This is a genomic window from Rubrivivax sp. A210, assembly GCF_904426505.1.
Classification (GTDB): Bacteria; Pseudomonadota; Gammaproteobacteria; order Burkholderiales; family Burkholderiaceae_C; genus Rubrivivax.
In genome coordinates this window covers 112,099-132,886 of record NZ_CAJGBN010000003.1, presented here as the reverse complement: position 1 = coordinate 132,886, position 20,788 = coordinate 112,099, and the positions used below count along the sequence as shown (strand labels likewise).

The following is a 20,788-nucleotide window of genomic DNA, read 5'->3' as shown; positions in this document are numbered from 1 at the left end:
AGCGGTGGCGGTGGCGGCGGTGGGCGGCCCGGTGGCGGCGGTGGTCGCCCGGGCGGCGGCCGTCCTGGCGGTGGCGGCGGTGGCCGCCCGCCTTCGCGCGGCGGCCCCTCGCGCTGAGCGGTCCGGCCCTCAGCGGGTGACGGTCGTGCCCGGGTTGTAGCCGGGCGGCAGCACCAGTCGGATGCTCGGATCCCTGGGCGCACGCTCGCGGAAGGCTTGCACCTCGGTCTTGAGGTTGGCCGTCATCTGCTGCACCGCCTGGGTGAAGGAATCGGTGCGCGCCAGGCGCGAGCGCTCGGCAAAGCCGACCCAGGTGGCCTCGCCCTTCACCGTGGATGTGCCGGCCGCGTGCATCAGCATGCGCCGGCTGCGCACGTCGAACACCGCGGTCTCGACCGCGGTCATGATGTCGTACTGGTCGCCCTGCACCATGTAGGCGCCGACGCCGGTCCAGTACAGGAAAGACCAGCCGTTGGCCCCGGCGTACTGCACCTGGTCGAACGAGATCAGCGCCACCACGTCCAGCCGCAGCAGGCCGGCAATGCGGTCGAGGTTGGCGAAGCCGCCACCCTTCTCAAGGTAGAGCGAGGGCACGGCCTCGATCTGGCTGATGAAGGGGTAGTTGGCGAAGGCCTCGCGCACCTTTCCGGCCAGGCGCAGCCGGTCGGCCTCGGAGAGGCGGAACTCGGCATTGCCGTTGTCGGGCACGAAGGCGATGCCGACGCGGAACGGCACCTTGATCTCGGCCACCGTGTCGGGCGGCGCCACGGGCGCCTCGCTGCCGGGATAGAGGTAGGTCAGCATCGAGGCGACCTGGCGCTGCTTGGTCTTGCTCTCCATCGACGCGCAGCCAACCACGGCCAGGCCGACCACGCCTACCGACAGCGCCACCAGGGCGAACCGGCGCGCCGCAGCGGCCCGCAAGGACAGAAGCCGGAGCATCGCAACCTCCCTTCGAGCCATGGAATCTCCATGCTAAGCCGGGCCCGGCGCCCGCCGTTGCGCCGCATCAACGCCGCCGGCTCAGCCGCGCAGCAAATCCTTCAAGCCTTCCAGGCTGCCCTGGCGCAACTCGGCGCGTATGGGCGCGATGTCCACCGGCTGCTGCAGCAGCTTGGTGAAGGCCTTGGCGCTGCCCGGCGGGCCGACGAAAAGGCCGCCGGCCAGTTGGCCGTGGCGCACGATGAGGCGCCACCAGGCCGCGTCGCCGTCGCGTGCGTGAAAGTCCTCGTCGCCCTCGCGTGCCACGATCTCGCCCTGGCTGCGCAGGTCTATGCCCTCGCACTTGAGCTGCAGCACGATGCGCGGCGTGGCATAGGGCACGGGCTCGCCCAGCATCGATGACACCGCGGTGGCCGCGTGCGCCGCGCCTATGGGCCAGAGGCCGCGCGGCGTGCCTTTCAATTCGGCCACGTCGCCGACGGCATGGATGTCGGGGTCGGAGGTGCGCATCTGGGCATCGACGCGGATGCCGTTGTCGCCCAGCTTCAGCCCCGCCTGCTCGGCCAGGAAGGTGTTGGCCTGGATGCCCAGGGCGGCGACGAAGACGTCAGCGCGCACGCGCGGGCCGTGCGCCAGCCAGGCCGTCTGCAGCTGCGGGCTGCCCTCGTAGCGCGCCACCGAGCCGTGGGTGACGACCTGGATGCCTATGCTTTCCAGGTAGCCGGTGAGGCGGGCCGCGCCCTGTTCGTCGAGCTGGGCGTTCATCAGGCGGTCTGCGCGCTGAAGCAGCGTCACCTTCAGGCCCAGCTTGTGCAGCGCGTCGGCCGCCTCGACGCCCAGCACGCCACCGCCCACCACCAGGGCCCGCCGCGCCTGGCGCCGCTGCACCCAGCTGCGTATGGCCTGGGCGTCGTCGGCCGAGCGCAGCACGAAGGCATTGGGGCGCGCCAGGAATTCTTCATCGGGCGGGGTCGAGCGCGAGCCGGTGGCCAGCACCAGCTTGTCGTAGGGCAACACCTCGCCGCTGGCCAGGTACAGGGCATGGCCGGTGCGGTCGATGCGTGCCGCCACGGCCTGGCTCCAGACCTTGACGCGCTGGGCCTGGGGCCAGTCGGGCGGCACCAGCTGCAGCGCGTCCAGCCCGGCGCTGTCGTAGATCAGCCGGCCTATGCCCATGCGGTTGTAGAAGGCGTGGGGCTCGTTGCCGACGATGTCGATCTGCACGCTCGCACTCTCGCGCCGCAGCGCCTCGGCCACGCCCATGCCGGCCACGCCGTTGCCGACGATGACGACGCGCTTCAGGCCCAGCGGCAGCGCGCGGTCGGGGCGCGGCGGCGCCACGCTCACCACTTTTGGCGGCGGCGCCGAGCGCGCGTCGCGGTCGATCAGCACCGGCCCCTTCACCGTACACATGCAGGCCAGGCGGGCGCGGCCTTCCAGGCCCAGGCGGCGCAGCGTGGCCAGCTCGTCATCGCCGGGCGGCGAGAGGTTGTCGTGGCCTTCGCACACGGCCACCGGGTCGGCACCGCAGACGCCGGCGCGGCAGCCGAAATTGATCTTGAGCCCGGCGCCTTCGATGGCCTCCAGCAGCGTCGCATCGGGCCCGACCTGGAAGCTGATACCCGAGCCGCGGTCGGTCACCTCGGCCGCATCGGCCCGCGCCAGGCGGTCCTTCAGCGAGGTGCCGGCCCGTCCGGCGCCGAACTGGCTGCGGGGCGCGGCCTCGGCGGCGCGCGCCGGCTTGCGCTGGGCGATGTTCCAGCGCCGCTCGGCCACCAGGCCGCTGGCCGCCAGCGTGGCCGCCAGCACCAGGCCCAGCCCCTGCGAGGCCAGCAGCAGGGCCGCCGGCGGCTCGGCCCCGGCCAGCCAGGACAGCGTGCGCACGATGATGGGCCCGGCAAACCAGTAGAAGGCCGCCAGCGCCAGCGCACCAAAGGCCAGCGCCACGCGGTACGGGTTGGCCGGCGCGAAGGCCACGGCCAGGCCGTAGAGGCCGGCCGAGGCGCAGACGCCGACTAGCAGGATGGCTGCGTGCAGCGGCTCGCCGTAGCTGGGCGCCGGCCCCTGCAGGAAGTAGGCGAGGATCAACCCCGGCAGCAGGCCCATGAAGAGCCGGCGCTGGGCCGCGTGGCGAGGGTCGTCGTCGTAGACATCGCTGAAGACGGCGGCACGCGGGTTGAAGTCGTAGCAGCTCTTCTGGCAGCCCACGCAGGGGTTGCAATAGCCGTTCTTCACCACGATCAGCGGCGCCTGGCCATAGGTGCGCTGGATGGGGGCCAGCGGGCAGAATGTGCCGCACCAGCCGCTGCGGCCCTTGAAGACCCAGCCGCCGGCCAGGGCCAGGGCCAGCACCGCCAGCACGCCACCGCCGACGAGGGCGCCGCTGTGATTGAGCAGCGGCACGCGCAGCGCCACCGCCACCAGGAACAGGCCCACGGCGATGCCGAAGGCCGCCTGCCTGAGCCAGGCCGGCAGCTCCAGCGCGCGCCCGTAGCCGGCCAGGCGCGGCAGCTGGTTCATCGTCGCCATCGGGCAGACCTGGCGCCACAGCCCCGGCGCCACCACCAGCAGCGCCGGCACCACCGGGATCGCCAGGCCCCAGAAGAGCTTGAGCCCGAGCTCGGGCTGCAGGATGAGCAGGGCCGCCAGCGCCAGCGCGATGCCCAGGGCGAGCATGCGCGCCGCGTACCACGCGGCCATGGGCACGCGCGACTCCAGCTTGGTGTAATTGCTGAAGAACTGGGTGGCGGCCTGGGCTTCGGTCTGGCCCTCGGCCGCTGGCGCTGCGGCGACCGGGACGATGGGAATGGTGGCCATGCCCTCAATCGCCCGGCCGGGCCTGGCGCAGCCGCGCCGCGACATGGGCAGCCAGGTCGCGCAGCAGCAGCACGGCGATGCGCGGCTGCCAGGCGGCCAACTGCTGCAATTGCTCGGGCGTCAGGCGCAGCAGTTCCACCGGCGCCTCGGCGCCGGCACGCACCGTCACGTCGCTGGGTGCGCCATCGAGAAAGCTCAGCAGGCCGAAGACCTCGCCCTCGCCGCGTGACTCACGCGACTCGCGCCCGCCGCCAGGGCCCTGCAACTCGACGCGGCCGCTGGCGATGAAGCACAGCGCCGCATCGGCCTCACCCGCCTGCACGATGAGGGCGCCGGCCGGGTGACGCCGGCGCGCCGTGTGGGCGATGAACTTCTCCCAGTCCTCGCCGCCCAATTCCCCCAGGATGGCGCGCGGCGCGGCGGCGGCAGCCGGTGCGGGAGCGGGCGCAGCCGCACCGCCATAGCTGAAGAAATCGCTCATCGCCCGCCCCTCGCGCTCGACTTCACATCCATGCTCGCGTTCATAGCTCAGGCCTTGCCCTGTTCGTCGTAGGCCGCTGCCAGGTGCAGCCGGGCGGCCTCGGCAAAGCCTTCGCTCCAGGGCCGACCCGGCGCCAGGCCCATGCCCTGCCACAGGCCGGTGTAGAGCGCCCAGCGCTGGGCCGCGCGTGCCGCCTCGTCGCTGCCGGCCACGGCGGCGTCCAGCGAATCGGGTGCCAGTTCTTCGCCCAGGCGCTGGGTAGCGCCGGCCAGGGCGGCCAGCAGGCGGTCTTGATGAGCCGCCAGTTCGGCGGCGGCGCGCTGCAGCGGCTGCTGGGCGTCCACGCCCGGGGCCAGCAGGGCCAGCAACGCAGCCTCGGGGCTGCGCGCCACGCGCAGCGGGTTGAGTTCACGCACCGGCACCAGGGCCGGCGAGCGGCTGCCGATCTGGCGCCGCGCCTGCGCCTGCTGGGCCAGCAACTGCGCCAGTGCGGCCACCGCGGCGCGCGCCAGCGTCCCGACCTGCCCCGCCACCTCGGCCGCGTCGCGTCCGGCCCAGGTCGTGGGCGCCAGGCCCAGGCCGGCGGCCAGGGCGGCCAGCACGGCGGCGGCGTCGCCGGTGGACAGGGGCTGGCTTGCGCGCGCCAGGGCGGCCAGCGGCGGGGCCACGGGATCGAGGGGCACGGGCCAGGTCGCTGCCGCCGCCGCCGCCAAAGGCAATGACTCGGGCACAGCCACCGGCGGCACAGCCACCGGCGGCGGAGTCGCAACAACCGGCGCGGGCGCGGCTGCGGACGCAGCCGGCGTCGCTTCACGCACCCGCGGTGGCGCCACGCGGATGCGCGTCACGTCGACATCGCTGTCCTCGGGCGGCGGCGCGCTGCGCAACAGTTCGGTGACACCGAAGCGGGGGCCGGCCGCCGCGCCCAGTGCCAGCATGGCCGCCGGATCGCCGCCGCGCAGCGCCACGGCCGGCGGGCGCGGCGCCGGGGCCGCGGGCTGGGCGGCATCGGCCACCGGCGCCACCGCCACCTTGGGGCCGCTGACGGTGATCTGGTAGGGCCCGAGCACGATGCGGTCGCCGTCGCGCAACAGATGGCTGCCGCTCAGCCTGGCCGCGGCACCGTTGACGAAAGTGCCATTGGTCGACAGATCGCGCAGCGCCGGGCCGGACGGTGTGGTGACGATCTCGCAGTGGCGGGCCGAGATGGCCAGCGTGCGGTCGGGGATGCACCAGGGATTGGAGGGATCGCGGCCGATCGTGAAGCGCGCCAGCGGCTCGGGCAGCCGCATCTCGACGACCACGCCCTCGGCGAGTTCGACACCCTGGGTGAGCTTGAAGCTGTACATCCGCGGTGGCCCTCGTGCAGTCGATGCCGGGCCATTGTGCCGACCCGCCGCGCCGCCGCCACCCCCTGGCCCGATGGCCGGGCCTTCGTCAAGCCTGGCGAGACCGCGCGGTCCCGGGCCGCGTGCGGTAGAAGCGCACGGGCACGGCGGCCCCGTCCTTGTTCTCCTTGCGCGCCTCGCGCAGCACCTGCTTCTTCATGCGACCGACCACATGCATCTCGCAGGGCTTGCAGTCGAAGCGCAGGGTCAGGTGCTCGTCGCCAAGTTGCAGTGCCAGCGGCTCGGCGCGCACCGTGCCCTGCACGCCAATCACACCCTTGGCCTGCTTGGGGCACAGGCTCAGGCTCCAGCGCACGCAGTGCTTGGTGATCATCAGGCTCACCTCGCCCGGCTCTTCATGGCTTTCGTAGGCGGCCTCGACCAGCCTGACGCCGTGGCGCGCATAGAAGGCGGCGGCGCTGCCGTTGTAGACATTGGCCAGGTAGCTCAGCGTGTCTTCGGGATAGGGCACGGGCGGCTCGACAGGCCTTGCGCGCGGCAGGCGCTGGAAGGCCGCGGCGCGCGCCGCTTCCAGCGCGGCCACGGCCTCGCGCCGCAGCGCATTGACGGCGCCGGCAGGCAGGAAGCGCGGCGCCGGCAGGACCAGTTCCACATGCTCGGCCTCGAAGAGCGTGCCGCCCAGCTTGCCCAGGTGCTCGCGCAACGTGGCCTCGGCGCGTGCTGCGTCCTTGGGTGCTTCGTGCGGCTGGTTCAGTTCGGCGCGCGCATGGTGTCCGTCGGTGTCGGTGATGTCCAGCGCGTAGCCACTGGCCGTCTCGCTCAGGTAGAGCGTGACGGCGATCCGGCGCTCGGCCGAGGGCTTGCTCAGCAGCCGCTCCCAGGCCATGTCACGGTTGCGACTGATGGCACAGCCGCGCCGCAAATCCTTCAGCGCGGCCACGCTCGCATTGGGGACGACGCGCCAACGTCGCCCACCCAGGGCCTGGGCGATGTTGACCGGCACGCCCTGCAGCTCGCCCTGCATGTCCCACCAGGTGAGGGCGTCGCCGTTGTTGAGCGCGCCAGCCGCGTCGTCGAGCACGATCTCGAAATGCTCGGCGGCTACAGCAGCAACCTCGCCGATGGCGATGCCGGCGTGCTTGGGCGTGTCGAAGGCGCCGATGTCCATCTGGCGGCCGTTGACGAAGTAATCGGTGGCGCCGCGGTTGAAGCCGCGCTGCGGATCGGGCACGAAGCCGTGGCGGGACTTGCCGCTGCTGGACGCGGCCAGTTCGGGCCGGCGCTCGAACAGGGCGTCGAGCCGCCGGCGGTAATGGGCGGTGACGTTCTTCACCGTCGCCATGTCCTTGTAGCGGCCCTCGATCTTGAAGCTGCGGATGCCGGCGTCGACCAGGGCCTCGAGGTTCTCGGTCTGGTCGTTGTCCTTGAGGCTCAGCACATGCTTGTCGTGGGCCACGATGCGGCCGGCGCCGTCGCTCACCGTGAAGGGCTGGCGGCACTCTTGGCTGCAGCTGCCGCGGTTGGCGCTGCGCCCGGTGAGCGCGTGGCTGATGTAGCACTGGCCGCTGTAGGCCACGCAGAGCGCGCCGTGGACGAAAAATTCGAGCGTCGCCTCTCTCACCTCGGCGGCAATGGCGCGGATCTGGCCCAGGTCCAGCTCGCGCGCCAGCACCATCTGCGAAAAGCCCACATCCTGCAGAAAGCGCGCCTTGGCCGGCGTGCGGATGTCGGTCTGGGTGCTGGCGTGCAACTGGATGGGCGGCAGGTCCAGCTCGAGCAGGCCCATGTCCTGCACGATCAGCGCGTCGGCACCGGCCTGGTAGACGTCCCAGGCCATGCGGCGCGCGGCCTCGAGTTCGTCATCGCGCAGGATGGTGTTGAGCGTGATGAAGATGCGCGCGCCATAGCGGTGGGCATGGCGGCAAAGGCGCTCGATCTCGGCCAGCGGGTTGCCAGCCTTGTCGCGGGCGCCGAAGGCCGGGCCGCCGATGTACACGGCATCGGCGCCATGGTTGACGGCCTCGACCCCGATGGCGGCGTCGCGCGCCGGCGCCAGCAGCTCGATGCGCCCGCCCGCCATGGCCTTCAGGCGGCAGCGGCCAGGCGGTCGGCGGCGGCGTCGATGCTGGCCTTCAACTCGGCATAGCCGTGGTGCACCTTGAATTGCGGGAACTGGGCCACGATGCCGGCCGGCGGGTGGATGAAGAAGCCGGCGTCGGCAGCGCCCAGCATGCCGGTGTCGTTGTAGGAATCGCCGGCCGCGATGACCTGGAAGTTCAGGCCCTTGAGGGCGTTGACGGCGTGGAACTTCTGGTTGGGCTGGCGCAGCAGGTAGTCGGCCACAAAACCCTCGCCATCGGTGACGAGGCGGTGGCAGAACAGCGTCGGCCGGCCGAGCTGGGTCATCAGCGGGTCGGCGAACTCGTAGAAGGTGTCCGACAGGATGATGACCTGGTAGCGCGCACGCAGCGCGTCGAGGAAGGCGCGCGCCCCCTCCATCGGCGCCATGCCGGCGATCACGGCCTGGATGTCGGCCAGCTTGAGGCTGTGCTGGCGCAGCAGCGCCAGGCGGTAGCGCATCAGCTTGTCGTAGTCGGGCTCGTCGCGCGTGGTGCGGCTGAATTCGGCAATGCCGGTGCGCTGCGCGAAGGCGATCCAGATCTCGGGGACGAGCACGCCTTCGAGGTCGAGGCAGACGATTTGCATGGGGGCTCCTGGACAGGGTGCGCCATGCTAGCGCCAGCCGCGCGCCCCGCCCTCGCCGCCGGCCTCAGTCGGAGGCCGCCAGCACCACGCTCTGCTTGCGCGCCTTGCCGTCGCGCCACAGGCCCAGCGTCACCGATTCGCCGGGCTGGTACTTCTCGAGCGCGGTGAGCAGGTCGTCGAGATCGGCCACGGCCTCGTCGTTGATCGTCGTGATCACGTCGCCGGCGACGATCTCGCCGCGCGTGCCACGGCGGAAGGCCTGCAGCCCGGCCTTGGCCGCCGGCCCGGCGCTGGCCAGTTGCACCACCGCCACGCCCTTGGGCAGCTTGAGCGCCTGCTGCAGCCCCGGCGGCCCGGCCGAGATGCCCAGCGCCGGACGCACGAAGCGGCCGTCGCGGATGAGGCGCGGCACGATGCGGTTGACCTCGTCGGCGGGAATGGCGAAACCGATGCCGGCGCTGGCGCCGCTGGGGCTGGCGATCTGGGTGTTGACGCCGATCAGGCGGCCGGCGCTGTCCAGCAGCGGCCCGCCCGAGTTGCCGGGATTGATGGCGGCATCGGTCTGGATCACGCCGCGTATGGTGCGCTGGTTGAAGGATTCGATCTCGCGCCCGAGCGCGCTCACGATGCCGGTGGTGAGGGTCTGGTCCAGGCCGAAGGGGTTGCCGATGGCGTAGACGCGCTGGCCCACGATGAGATCGCGGCTGCTGCCCATCACGATGGGCGGCAGCTTGTCCTTGGGCGCCTCGATGCGCAGCACGGCGAGGTCGCGGTCGGCGAAGGCGCCCACCAGCCTGGCGTCCCAGGTGCTCTGGTCGGCCAGCGTCACGCGGGCACCATCGGCACCCTGGATGACGTGGTAGTTGGTGACGATATGGCCGCGCTCGTCCCAGACGAAGCCGGTGCCGGTGCCGCGCGGCACCCGCTGCACATTGAGGCTGAAGAGATCGCGCTGCACGCCCAGCGAGGTGATGTGGACGACCGCGGGGCTGGTGCGCCGGAAGATGTCGATGTTGGCCTGCTCGTCGGCGGCCAGCGCGCCGCGCGGCGTGACGGCGCGCGGCGCCGCTTCGGTCTTGCCCTGCACCAGGGCCGGCACGGCCAGGAAGGCGGCCCCGGCGCCTATCAGCGCCGCGGCCACCACGGCGAGGGGAGAGGATGTGAGGTGCTTCATGTTCTCTGAGCCTGGAACGCGTCCCGCCATGCTGCCAGAACGCCGATGGCCGCCAGATGGTGCCGCGGCCTCGGCTTGCAAGCCCTGCCGCCGGCGATCAGGCCACGGTGTAGGCCGCCGCGGCAGTAGCGATCAGCGTGCCTTCGTGGTTGACCAGGCGCATCTGGGTCGAGCCAACCCGGCCACCCAGCCGCGTGACCTCGGCCGTGGCGTCGAAATGCTCGCCCAGGCCCTGGCGCAGAAAGTCCACGCGCAGATCGATCGTGGCCATGCGCGCGAAGCGGTGCATGACCTGGGCCGTGTCGTCGTGCGGATGGCGCTCGGCGATGCCCACCATCAATGCCAGCGCGCCCACCGCATCGAGCACGGCCGAGATCACGCCGCCGTGCAACCGGCCGTAGGCATAGTGGCCCACCAGATGCGGGCGCATCGCGAATCGCCCCAGCACCGCGCCCGGCCGGGCTGCGGCAATGTTCAGGCCCAGGGTCTGGTTGAAGGTGATGCGCTGCTCGAAGAGCTCGACCAGCGCCTGTTCGAGGCGGGCCTCTTCTTCGACCGAGCGCCGTGGCAGCGACGCCGCCGTCATGCCGCCGGCGCCCGCAAGGGGGCGGCTGTCTGGTGTCTCGTGTTCATGCCTGCACTTCGGATATCGGCCGGCATCTTGCCGCAATTCACTGCGGCGCCCAGCCCGCCTTGCGCTTTTGCAGGAAGGCCGTCGTGCCCTCCAGGCCCTCGGCGCCCAGCGCGGCGGACGCATAGGCCTGGGCCGCGGGCTGCACCAGAGCCAAGGGCGCCTGCAGGCGAGCCCGCGTCATCAAGGCCTTGGTGGCGGCGATGGCCCCCGGCGCGCACTGCAGGATCTCTCGCACCAGGTCGTGCAGTGCCGCATCGAGAGCGCCGGCCGGGTGAATGGCGTGTACCAGGCGCAGGTCCAGCGCCTGCTGGGCATCGAGCCGGCCGCCGGTGACGGCCAGGCGGCGCGCCTCCGAATAGCCCAGGCGCTCCACCAGGTAGGGCGCCACCTGGGCCGGCACCATGCCCAGCGAGGTCTCGGGCAGGCGGAACTGCGCGCTGGTGCCGGCAATGGCCACGTCGGCGATGCAGGCCAGGCCCAGGCCGCCGCCCATCACCGAACCCTCAAGCACGGCCACCAGCGCCAGGCCCGTGGCGGCATAGGCCGCGCACATCTCGCCAAAGGCGGCGTTGGCCTTGACCAGGGCCTGCGCGTCCTCGGCCAGGCGCTCGCGCGCCAGCGCCATGTCCTTGAGATCGGCGCCGGCGCAGAAATGGCCGCCGCTGCCGGCCAGCACGATGATGCGCGTGCGGCCGTCGGCCTCGGCCGCTGCCAGGGCCTGGCTCAGTTCCTGCACCATGGCCATCGACATCGCATTGCGCACCTCCGGCCGGTTGAGCGTGAGGTGGAGCACCGGGCCATCGGCGCGGACGATCAGGGTCTGGGGGTTCATGAACCCTTTCCGGGCAGCGCGTGCCTCAGGACTTGCAGAAGTTGCCGGGCCTGTTCTCGATGGCGGTACGGCCCGGGCTGCCTCAGTATTGCAGACAGGCGCCGAGGCCCTGGCCCCCGAGCCGGACGGACAATTCACGCATCCCGCCTCCAGCCTCCCCCATTGGCCGACAATCCGGGCCCGCCCCGAGGCCCCGTGCCCACCCCAGCCCATGCGCGACCGCATCGCCTTCCTGCCCGCTGCCCTGAGCACAGTCGCCGCCCTCCTGCTGGCCGGCTGTGCCGCGCTGCCCGAGCCCGCCGCGCCCGCTGGGGCCGGCTCAGCGGCGGCGCCGGCCGCCGCTGCCGCCCCGGCCGCCGGCCCCGCCCATGCCGCCAGCGCGGCCACCGCGCCACCGCGCGCAGGGGCCACGCCGCCGGGCACGCCCCAGCCCTTTGCCCAGGTCATCAAGGACGCGCGCCGCATCGATGGCGTCATCACCGTCTGGCAGAAGGACGAGAAGGTCTGGTTCGAGCTGATGCCCGAGCAGTTCGGCAAGCCCTTCCTTCTCTCGCCCAAGATCAAGAGCGGCATTGGCGAAGCCCTGCTGCAGGGCGGCCTGCACGCCTTTGCCGTCAACGGCGCCGGCGGCCTGCAGGTGGTGGAGTTCCAGCGCCTGTACAACCAGGTGCGTCTGCTGGCACGCAATACCAGCGTCGTCGCCAGGCCCGGCACGCCCGAGGCGCGGGCTATGGCCGACAGCTATTCGGCCAGCCTGCTCGGTGCCGTGGCGGTAGCCAGCCAGCCCCACCCCGAGCGCAAGAGCGTGCTGATCGACGCCAACGGCATCTTCCTGAATGACCTGCTGGGCATAGGCATGACGCTGCAGCGCAGCCTGCGCCAAGGCTACAGCCTGGACCGCGCCAACTCGGCCATCACCGCGGTGCGCGGCAGCGAGCAGGCCCTGGTGCTGGAGACGCAGAACCATTTCTACAGCGGCAGTGTCGCCATCCCCTCACCCACGGCGGCGCCGGGCGCGCCGGTGCCGACGGCGCCGCGCTTCCTGCCCGACACGCGCAGCATGCTGTTCACGCTGAACCTGTCGCTGGCGCCCCTGTCCGAGACGCCCATGGCCCCTCGGGTGGCCGATGCGCGCGTGGGCCTGTTCACGACCAGCCTGCTCGATTTTTCCGAGGAGCTGGCGGTATCGCCGCGGCGGCGCTACATCAACCGCTGGCGGCTCGAGAAGAAAGACCCGGCGGCGGCACTGTCCGACCCGGTCAAGCCCATCGCTTTCTGGATCGACCGCAACGTGCCGCTGGCCTACCGCGAAACCGTGCGCGGCGCCATCCTCGAATGGAACAAGGCCTTCGAGAAGATAGGCTTCACCAACGCCATCCAGGTCGAGCAGCAGGCCGACGACGCCACCTTCGACACGCTGGACTACGGCCGCGCCTCGGTGCGCTGGATGCTCAATGCCGACAACAGCTTCGTCGGCATCGGCCTGTCGCACGCCGACCCGCGCAGCGGCGAGATCCTCGAGGCCACGATAGGCTTCGAAGGCCTCAACACGCGCTACTTCCGCGACCTGCGCGCACGCGTGCTGCCGGGCCCCGCGGCTGGTGCGGCAGGTGATGCGCCGGCGTCTTTCGCCACCCCCTTCGAGCCGCCTGCAGGCCTGCCCATGCCGGCCGAGTGGCAGCGCTGCCAGGCCGGCGCGCTGGCGGCCGAACAGCTGGTCTATGCGCTGGATGTGCTCGCCGCGAGCAGCGACCTCGAACCCGACGGGCCCATCGCCCAGCAGTTCGTGCAGGACTTCGTGCGCCAGTCCATCATCCACGAGGTCGGCCACGCGCTCGGCCTGCGCCACAACTTCCGCGCTTCGCGCGCCTACACCGAGGCCCAACTCGCCGACGCCGAATTCACGCGCGCCCACGGCACCGGCGGCTCGGTGATGGACTACAACGCCGTCAACCTGCCGCGGCCGGGCGAGCACGCCGGCACGCCCTTCCACATCGCCCTCGGGCCCTACGACTACTGGGCCATCGAGTACGCCTACAAGGCGCTGCCGCCGGGCGCCAAGCCCGAGGACGAGGCGGCCGAATTGCAGCGCATCGCGGCGCGCGGCAACGAGCCGCAGCTGGCCTTCGGCACCGACGAGGACGCCTGGTTCGGCATCGACCCCGAGACGTTGCAGCTCGACCTCGGCGCCGACCCGCTGGCCTTTGCCGCCAAGCGCCTGGCCATCGCACGCGATCTCTTCCACCGCCAGGAGGGCCGCGAGTTGCCGCCGCAGCGCAACTACGCCGTGCTGCGCCGCTCCATCGGCTATGCACTGGGCGACGTGGCGCGCGCCGTCGGCGTGCTGCTGCGCCAGATCGGCGGCCTGCGCACGCTGCGCGACCATCCGGGCAGCGGCCGCGACCCGCTGCTGCCCAACGCGCCCGAGGTGCAGCGCCAGGCCCTGGCGCTGATCGGCCGCGAGGTGCTTTCTGCCGAGGGCCTGAGCCTTTCACCGGCGCTGCAGCGCCGCCTGGCGCCCGACTTCCTGGAGCGCGCCGACGCCGGCGCCGGCACCGATTTCGCGCTCGCCCAGCGCCTGCTCGACCTGCAGCGCGGCGTGCTGGCCTATCTGATGAGTGACGGCATTGCGGCACGCATCCTCGACAGCGTGGGCAAGATCGACCCGGCCGGCGACGCCTTCCGCCTGCCCGACCTCTACCAGCGCCTGCAGGATGATGTCTGGGGCGAACTCGGCCGTGGCGTTGCCATCACGCCAGCGCGGCGCGAGCTGCAGCGCGACCACGCCAACCGTCTCGCGTCGGCCCTGCTGCGGCCCTCACCGGCCTCGCGCACCGACGCGCGGGGCGCCCTGCGCGGCCAGGCGCGGGCATTGCTGGCGCGGCTGGAGGCGGCGCCGCGAGCCCGCGGCGCCAACCTCGACGAGGCCACGCTGGCCCACCTGGCCGACAGCGCCGAAACCCTGCGCCTGGCCTTTGCGGCCCCGTTGCAGCGGCAGGCGCTCTAGGCGGGTGGTGCAACGGGCGTGGCTATGATCCGCGCTCCCCGAACAGACGAGAAAGCGGTCCATGCATGCTTGGCTCTGCGAAACGCTCGAAGGCGCTGATGCCCTGCAGTGGAAGGAGTTGCCGACGCCGCAACCCGGGCCCGGCGAGGTGCGCATCGCGGTCAAGGCGGCGAGCCTGAACTTCCCCGATCTGCTCATCGTCCAGGGCAGGTACCAGGTCAAGCCGCCCCTGCCCTTCGTGCCGGGCGCCGAATACGCCGGCATCGTCGAGGCCGTGGGCGCGGGCGTCACGCAGCTCGCGGTGGGTGACGCGGTGGCCGCGGTCGGCGCCACCGGCGGCTTCGCCACCCATGCCATCGCCGATGCCGCGCGCCTGATGCCGCTGCCGCCGGGCTTTGCCATCGAGGACGGTGCCGCCTTCGCCTTCACCTACGGCACCTCGCACCATGCCCTGATGGACCGCGGCCGGCTGAAGGCCGGCGAAACGGTGCTGGTGCTGGGCGCAGCGGGCGGCGTCGGCACGGCGGCACTGCAGATCGCCAAGGCGGCCGGCGCCCGCGTCATCGCCGCCGCCTCCAGCGACGAGAAATGCGCGCTGTGCCTGAGCCTGGGCGCCGATGCCGCCATCAATTACAGCCGCGAAGACCTGCGCGAGGCCCTCAAGGCCCCCACCGGCGGCAAGGGGCCCGACATCGTCTACGACCCGGTCGGCGGCGCGCTGGCCGAGCCGGCCTTCCGCGCCATCGCCTGGCGCGGCCGCTACCTCGTGGTCGGCTTCGCCGGCGGTGCCATCCCGGCCCTGCCCTGGAACCTGGCCCTGCTCAAGGGCGCCGCGGTGGTGGGCGTGTTCTGGGGCGATTTCGCACGCCGTGAACCCCAGGCCCATGCCGCCGGCCTGGCCGAGCTGGCGCGCTGGTACGGTCAGGGATGGCTCAGGCCCGTGATCGATCAGCGCCTGCCCATGGCCGAGCTGAAGTCGGCCTACGCCCGCATGGGATCGCGCCAGGTGCGAGGCAAGCTGCTGCTCGTCAATGCTTGATCGGATGCAACGCTGCCGCGGCCGGCCCGCGTTTCCGCTAGCATCGCGCTCGCCCACCAGGAGACCCGGTCAATGGCCGTCAAGGTGCTGATCCTCGAAGACAACCCCGTCGCACGCAGCTTTCTTTGCCGCGTCGTGCGCGAGAGTTTCAGCGACGCCATCCACCTCACCGAGGCCGGCGACCTGGAAACCGCGCGCAAGCATGTCGCGCTCACCGGCGGCTCGCAGGGCCTGCACGGTGTCGACCCTTTCAAGCTGGTGCTGGTCGATCTCGAACTGCCCGATGGCAACGGCATGGAACTGCTGGCCGAGCTGGCGCAGTACCCGGCGACCAAGATCGTCACCACGCTCTACTCCGACGACGACCACCTCTTCCCGGCGCTGCAGTGCGGCGCCGACGGCTACCTGCTCAAGGAAGACCGCTTCGAGGTGCTGGTCGAGGAACTGCAGAAGATCGTGCGCGGCCAGCCGCCGTTGTCGCCGGCCATCGCGCGCCGCCTGCTCACCCACTTCCGCCACGGCAACGGCGCCGACAGCCAGGCGCCCGATTCCGGCTTCATGCCGGCATCGACCTTCACCACCAGCCGGCCGGTGCCAATCGAGAAGCCGCTCGACCACGAGCGCCTGACCCCGCGCGAGAGCGAGGTGCTCACCTACCTGAGCAAGGGCTTCACGATCAAGGAGATCGCAAGCCTCATGGGCATCAAGTGGTTCACCGTCAACGACCACATCAAGTCGATCTACAAGAAGCTCAACGTCTCCAGCCGCGCCGAAGCGGCTGTGCTGGCCAGCAAGCAGGGGCTGGTGTGACGCGCCGCCGCGCGCTCTTCTAGGCAACGCGCGGCCATGCCCGCGAACCCGGCGTCGCACAACGGCACCGTTTCCCGGCCCGCGCCCCTGGAGGGCCATGGCGGCGCCGACTCGGCCTTCGAGGCCAGCGCGCTCGAACGCAGCCTGGGCATCGAAGGCGCATCGCGCTGGATGGGCTGGCGCCGCCGCGGCCTGGCGGTGATCGCGTTGCTGGGTTGCCTGAGCCTGTTCGGCATTGCGCGCTGGCTGGCGGCCACGCCCCACATCGACGCGCAATGGCGTGTCGCCGGCGACGGCTCCCTGGTGCTGCAACACACCACGCTGGCGGCCATGCTGCCGCTGGAAGGCCAGGTGCTGCTGAGCCTGGATACCGGCGCCGGGCCGCCGCTGGCGGTGGACGCCCGGCTGCTGAACCACTCGCCGCGCTGGCAGGCCGCCGACGCCGAGCGTGCGCGCCAGCGCGCGGCCCAGCAGCAGCTCGCCGACGGCCTGGCTGCGGGCCCCGTGCGCCTGCACTTCGCCAACGGCGGCATCGCCGAGGTCGAGGGCCGGCCGCGGGGCCTGAATGGCCTGGGGCCGCTGTTCTGGCCGCTGGCGGCGCTGGCGCTGGTCCTCTTCCTCTTCTCGGCCGCGGTCTTCCTGGCCCAGCCGCGGCCGCTCAATCTGCTTTATGTGGCGATGGCGCTCGGCCAGGCCGCCCAGCTTCTGCTGGGTGCCATCGAGTCGTTGCACGGCCTGGGCTTGCCGCCCGCCGTGCCCGGATTGGATCTCGACCTGCGCCTGGCGCTGGATGCCGGTACCGGCGCCGCCGCGGTACACGCCTTTGCCTGGCATCCGCGCCGCCTGCTGCGCGCCGGCCTCGTCGCCGGCGCGGCCTGGGCGCTGGCCGCCGCCGGGGTGGCCCTGGTCCATGCCGGCGCGCTGCTTCCGCCCTGGTGGTCGGCCCAGGCCGTGTGCCTGGCCCTGGGCCTGCTGGGCTGGGCCGTGATGCGCCGCTCGCAGCGCCTGGAGTCCAACCCATACGCCCGCGTGATGGAGCGCTTCACCCTGCTGGTGCTGGCGGCGCTGTTGCTGGTGACGACCGTGGTGGCGCTGGCGCCCGGCCGCTTTCCCGGTGCGCCGGGCCTTGCCGCCGGTGCCGGCCTGGCCTGGAACTTGTTGCTGGCCGCGTTGCTGCTGGCCACGCCCTTCCTGGCACGCAGCCGCCGCCTGCTGCGCGAGTTCGCGGTGCTGGCCGCCATCGTCACCCTGGCCACCGGCGTCGACCTGCTGTTCTCGGCGCTGTTCTCACTCGGCCCGGTCACCGCCCTGGCCCTGGCCGGGCTGTTTGCGCTGGCGGTCTACACGGCGCTGCGCCGGCTCATCGGCGAAGAGTGGACCGGCCTGAGCCTGCCACGGGCCGAGCGCATCTTCGAGCGGATCTACCGCGCCGCACGCGAGGTGCAGGAGCGGCCGGCGCGCTACAACGCCACCCTCACGCAATTGCTGCGCGAGCTTTTCGATCCGCTGGAGATGAAGCGCGTCGACCGCCTGCCCGACCGCTCGCGCGTGGTCGGCGGCGGCTCGGTGCTGGTGGTGCCGGTGCGCCGCACCGACGAGGACGGCGTCGCCGACCTCGCCCTGATGCTGCGCTTCGCCAAGCGCGGCCAGCGCCTGTTCACGCTCGAGGACGCGCGCCTGGCCGACCGCGTGGTCGAGCAGCTGCGCCGCGCCGTGGCCTACGACAAGGCGGTCGAGCACGGGCGCTCGGAAGAACGGCTGCGCATTGCTCAAGACCTGCACGACGACATCGGCGCCCGCCTGCTGACCCTGATGTACCAGGCGCCGACGCCCGAGATGGAGAACTACATCCGCCACACGCTGCAGGACCTGAAGACACTGACGCGGGGCCTGGCGGCATCGGAGCACCGCCTCTCGCATGCCGCCGCCGAATGGAAGGCCGATCTCACGCAGCGCCTGGCGGCGGCCCAGGCCGAGCTGTACTGGTCGGTCGCCTTCGACCAGGACCGGCGGCTTTCGGTGGTGCAGTGGTCGGCGGTGACGCGCGTGCTGCGCGAGCTGGTGAGCAACGCGCTCTACCACGGCCACGCCACGCGCATCGAGGTGCGCATGAGCCTCGAGGGGCGGCGCTTCTCGCTCCAGGTGGCCGACGACGGCCAGGGCTGCGAGCCCCAGGCCTGGTCGCACGGGCTCGGCCTGGGCGGCGTGCGCAAGCGCGTCAAGCTGCTCGGTGGCGGCGTGGCCTGGCGCGAAAACAAACCGCGCGGCATCGTCTGCGATGTCAACGTACAGGCCTTCGCCAGCGTTGATTGAGCCATGCAGGCGCAGCTCAACCCAGTCCCCAGGACAGCCCGAAGTGCGGGCGGTGCGATTTCCGGGGACAATACGCCTTTCGTGTTGACCGGGGCTTCCTCGCTTTGCCCCCATGCCATGACCACTCGCCGCACGACCCCCAGCCCCGAAACCGCCTCCGGCCCCAAGCTGCGCCAGACGCAGGCCGAGTACACTGCCGCCCGGCCGCACGCCGAGCCCGGTGTCAAGCCCATGATGTCGAGCTCGAAGATGTACGTGTGCATACGCTGCCACGCCAACTTCAAGACCGGCGACGGCAAGCCCGATCCGCGCCTGCGCGGCCTGGGCCGATGCAATGCCTGTCTGGGCGTGACCGTGCCATCGCCCTGATCCGCCACAGTTTTTCCCAACCCCTGAAGGACTCCTTCCCATGCAGAACAGCAACCGTCGCGTTTTCCTCATGCAAGTCGCCGCCGCCGGCACCGCCCTCGCTGCCGCCTCTTCGGCCCACGCCCAGGCCAAGCTCGACGAAAAGGATCCTCAGGCCGTGGCCCTGGGCTATGTCGCCGACGCCACCAAGGCCGACGCCAAGAAGTTCCCCAAGTACGCCGCCGACCAGAAGTGCTCGAGCTGCGGCCTGTACCAGGGCGGCGCCGCTGCCGCCGGTGGCTGCCCGCTGTTCGGCACCAAGCAAGTCGCTGGCGCCGGCTGGTGCAGCGCCTGGGTCAAGAAGGGCTGATCTTCCGCCTTCGGTATCCTGGAAAGCGGCCCCTGCGGGGGCCGTTTTTCATGGCGTCGCGGCCCTCCCATCCCGCGCCGCCGCGCGCAGCCAGCGCCGCTGCAGGCTGCCGCAGCTTGACCTAACGCGTCTTTTTCACGGAACCGACTGTGTACCATCCCGCCATCGATCAAACCCGGACGCCGCCCGTGCCCGCCCACCCGATGACGCCCCGCGCCACCCCCCGCCTTCGCCGCCCGATGCAAGGGTTCACGCTGTTCGAACTGCTGGTGGTGATGCTCATCATCGGCCTGCTGGCCAGCTATGTCGGCCCGCGTTACTTCGCCCAGGTTGGCAAGTCCGAGGTCAAGGCCGCACGCGCACAGATGGACGCGCTGGAGAAGTCGCTCGAGCAGTACCGCCTCGATGTCGGCCGCTTCCCCACCACCGAGCAGGGCCTGGCCGCGCTGATGGCCAAGCCCAACAACGAGCCCAAGTGGGGCGGCCCCTACCTCAAGAAGGCCGTGCCGCCCGATCCCTGGGGCACGCCCTATGTCTACAAGTCGCCCGGTGAGCACGGCGACTTCGACCTCGTCACGCTGGGCAAGGACCGCCGCGCCGGCGGCACCGGCGAGGACGCCGACATCGGCAACTGGTAGGGGCTCCCGCCTTGAAGTTCGTCGTCAAGGGTCTGCAAGGGACCGGCGACGTGGTCAGGCTGACCGTCGAGGCCAGCGATGCGGCCGATGCGCGCCGCGTGGCCGGCGGCCAGGGCCTCAACGTGCTGGCGGTGACGGCGCAGAACCCGCTCGTCGGCTGGCTGCCCAAGCCCCGCGTGGCCTTCGCGCTCGATCTCTTCGGCCAGGAACTGGTCTCGCTGCTCGAATCCGGCCTCTCGCTGGTGGAGGCGGTCGAGACCCTGGCCGAGAAGGCCGAGCAGCGTGCCGCCGCCGATGCGCTCAACGAGGTGCGCGGCCACCTGCTGCGGGGCCAGAACTTCTCCTACGCGCTCGAGCAGCAGCCGGCCTTCTTTCCGCCGCTCTTCGTGGCCACCGTGCGCGCGGCCGAAAAATCGGGCGACATCCGCGAGGCCATCGCGCGCTTCCTCGAATACCACGAGCAGCTCGACCGCATCCGCCGCAAGCTGGTCTCGGCCGCCGTCTACCCGCTGATGCTGATGGGTGTGGGCCTGCTCGTCACCGGCTTCCTGCTCTTCTACGTCGTGCCCAAGTTCAGCCGCATCTACGAAGAACTGGGCAGCGAGATGCCCTTTCTGACGCGGGTGCTCATCAACTGGGGCAGCGCGCTCGAAGCCCACGCCACGGTCACCCTGCTCGGCCTGGCGGCGCTGGCTGGGGTGGTGGCCTGGGGCGTGACGCGGCCGGCGCTGCGGCGCTGGGTGGCGCCCAGGCTGTGGGCGATGCCGGCGGTGGGCAACCGCATGCGCATCTACCAGCTGGCGCGCTTCTACCGCAATCTGGGCATGCTGCTGAAGAGCGGCATCCCGATGCCGACGGCGCTGGACATGGCCGGCGGCCTGCTCAGCCCCTATCTGCGGGCCGGCCTCGAGAAGGCGGCGCGCGAGGTGCGCGAGGGCCTGCCGGTGTCGCGCGCCTTCCAGAAGCAGGGCCTGACGACCCCGGTCTCGCTGCGCCTGCTGGGCGTGGGCGAGCGCAGCGGCCGCATGCCCTACACGGTGGAGCGCATCGCCGTCTTCTACGAGGACGACCTGGCGCGCTGGGTCGACTGGTTCACGCGCCTGTTCGAGCCGGCATTGATGGTGGTCATCGGCGGCATCGTCGGCCTCATCGTCGTGCTGCTCTACCTGCCCATCTTCGAGCTGGCCGAGAACATCAAGTGAGGCGCCAAGGCGCGCCCAGGGGTGGGCTGCGGTAATTTGCCGCAGCGCCGGCTTGACGGGCATCAGTGCCGCGGCGCTGCTATGCACCAGAATCCGGGTTTACCGCAGGCAAGTGGCCGGTCCCGC

At 71.6% G+C, this 20,788-nt stretch carries 17 protein-coding genes; 8 read left to right on the top strand and 9 right to left on the bottom strand.

Going from position 1 to position 20,788, the window contains the following annotated elements; translation table 11 throughout:
* Positions 1–129: 129 nt before the first annotated feature.
* From rhlP to JMV16_RS04965, 9 genes are all read right to left on the bottom strand, one after another.
* Entirely contained in the window at positions 130–942 is an 813-nt protein-coding gene (gene rhlP / locus JMV16_RS05005; protein WP_201493083.1) for a rhombotarget lipoprotein, read from the bottom strand.
* An 81-nt stretch (positions 943–1,023) separates the two neighbouring features.
* Positions 1,024–3,759, bottom strand: a complete 2,736-nt coding sequence (locus JMV16_RS05000; RefSeq protein WP_201493082.1) for an FAD-dependent oxidoreductase — start codon at positions 3,757–3,759, stop codon at positions 1,024–1,026.
* A 4-nt stretch (positions 3,760–3,763) separates the two neighbouring features.
* Entirely contained in the window at positions 3,764–4,240 is a 477-nt protein-coding gene (locus tag JMV16_RS04995; protein ID WP_201493081.1) for a Crp/Fnr family transcriptional regulator, read from the bottom strand.
* Positions 4,241–4,287: 47 nt separating this feature from the next.
* Positions 4,288–5,589 (bottom strand): type VI secretion system-associated FHA domain protein TagH, encoded by a 1,302-nt coding sequence (gene tagH, locus JMV16_RS04990; RefSeq protein WP_201493080.1) that lies wholly within the window; start codon positions 5,587–5,589, stop codon positions 4,288–4,290.
* An 88-nt stretch (positions 5,590–5,677) separates the two neighbouring features.
* Positions 5,678–7,669: a peptidase U32 family protein gene (locus JMV16_RS04985; protein ID WP_201493079.1), complete on the bottom strand. Its 1,992-nt coding sequence runs from the start codon at positions 7,667–7,669 to the stop codon at positions 5,678–5,680.
* A 5-nt stretch (positions 7,670–7,674) separates the two neighbouring features.
* Positions 7,675–8,295: a bifunctional phosphoserine phosphatase/homoserine phosphotransferase ThrH gene (gene thrH / locus JMV16_RS04980; protein WP_201493078.1), complete on the bottom strand. Its 621-nt coding sequence runs from the start codon at positions 8,293–8,295 to the stop codon at positions 7,675–7,677.
* Between the two features lie 64 nt (positions 8,296–8,359).
* Positions 8,360–9,469: a S1C family serine protease gene (locus JMV16_RS04975; protein ID WP_201493077.1), complete on the bottom strand. Its 1,110-nt coding sequence runs from the start codon at positions 9,467–9,469 to the stop codon at positions 8,360–8,362.
* Positions 9,470–9,566: 97 nt separating this feature from the next.
* Entirely contained in the window at positions 9,567–10,055 is a 489-nt protein-coding gene (locus JMV16_RS04970) for a thioesterase family protein (RefSeq protein WP_201493076.1), read from the bottom strand.
* Positions 10,056–10,140: 85 nt separating this feature from the next.
* Positions 10,141–10,935, bottom strand: a complete 795-nt coding sequence (locus JMV16_RS04965; RefSeq protein ID WP_201493075.1) for an enoyl-CoA hydratase/isomerase family protein — start codon at positions 10,933–10,935, stop codon at positions 10,141–10,143.
* 211 nt (positions 10,936–11,146) lie between these two features.
* Between JMV16_RS04965 and JMV16_RS04960 the strand changes: the two genes are divergently transcribed.
* The 8 genes from JMV16_RS04960 (at position 11,147) to JMV16_RS04925 (ending at position 20,662) form a co-directional block, all read left to right on the top strand.
* Entirely contained in the window at positions 11,147–13,942 is a 2,796-nt protein-coding gene (locus tag JMV16_RS04960; protein WP_201493074.1) for a zinc-dependent metalloprotease, read from the top strand.
* A gap of 61 nt (positions 13,943–14,003) precedes the next feature.
* A complete protein-coding gene (locus JMV16_RS04955) occupies positions 14,004–14,981 on the top strand; it encodes an NADPH:quinone oxidoreductase family protein (protein ID WP_201493073.1) in 978 nt (325 codons plus the stop codon).
* Between the two features lie 72 nt (positions 14,982–15,053).
* Entirely contained in the window at positions 15,054–15,791 is a 738-nt protein-coding gene (locus JMV16_RS04950) for a LuxR C-terminal-related transcriptional regulator (protein WP_201493072.1), read from the top strand.
* Between the two features lie 36 nt (positions 15,792–15,827).
* The gene (locus JMV16_RS04945; RefSeq protein ID WP_201493071.1) at positions 15,828–18,104 is read left to right on the top strand and encodes an ATP-binding protein; all 2,277 of its coding nucleotides are present in this window, start codon (positions 15,828–15,830) and stop codon (positions 18,102–18,104) included.
* Positions 18,105–18,221: 117 nt separating this feature from the next.
* The gene (locus tag JMV16_RS04940; protein WP_201493070.1) at positions 18,222–18,473 is read left to right on the top strand and encodes a hypothetical protein; all 252 of its coding nucleotides are present in this window, start codon (positions 18,222–18,224) and stop codon (positions 18,471–18,473) included.
* Between the two features lie 40 nt (positions 18,474–18,513).
* A complete protein-coding gene (locus JMV16_RS04935; RefSeq protein ID WP_201493069.1) occupies positions 18,514–18,822 on the top strand; it encodes a high-potential iron-sulfur protein in 309 nt (102 codons plus the stop codon).
* A gap of 239 nt (positions 18,823–19,061) precedes the next feature.
* Positions 19,062–19,460, top strand: coding sequence for a type II secretion system major pseudopilin GspG (gene gspG / locus JMV16_RS04930; RefSeq protein ID WP_236580362.1), 399 nt, complete (start codon positions 19,062–19,064; stop codon positions 19,458–19,460).
* Between the two features lie 11 nt (positions 19,461–19,471).
* Complete coding sequence (locus tag JMV16_RS04925; protein WP_201493068.1) at positions 19,472–20,662, top strand: type II secretion system F family protein; 1,191 nt, start codon at positions 19,472–19,474, stop codon at positions 20,660–20,662.
* Positions 20,663–20,788 lie beyond the last annotated feature (126 nt).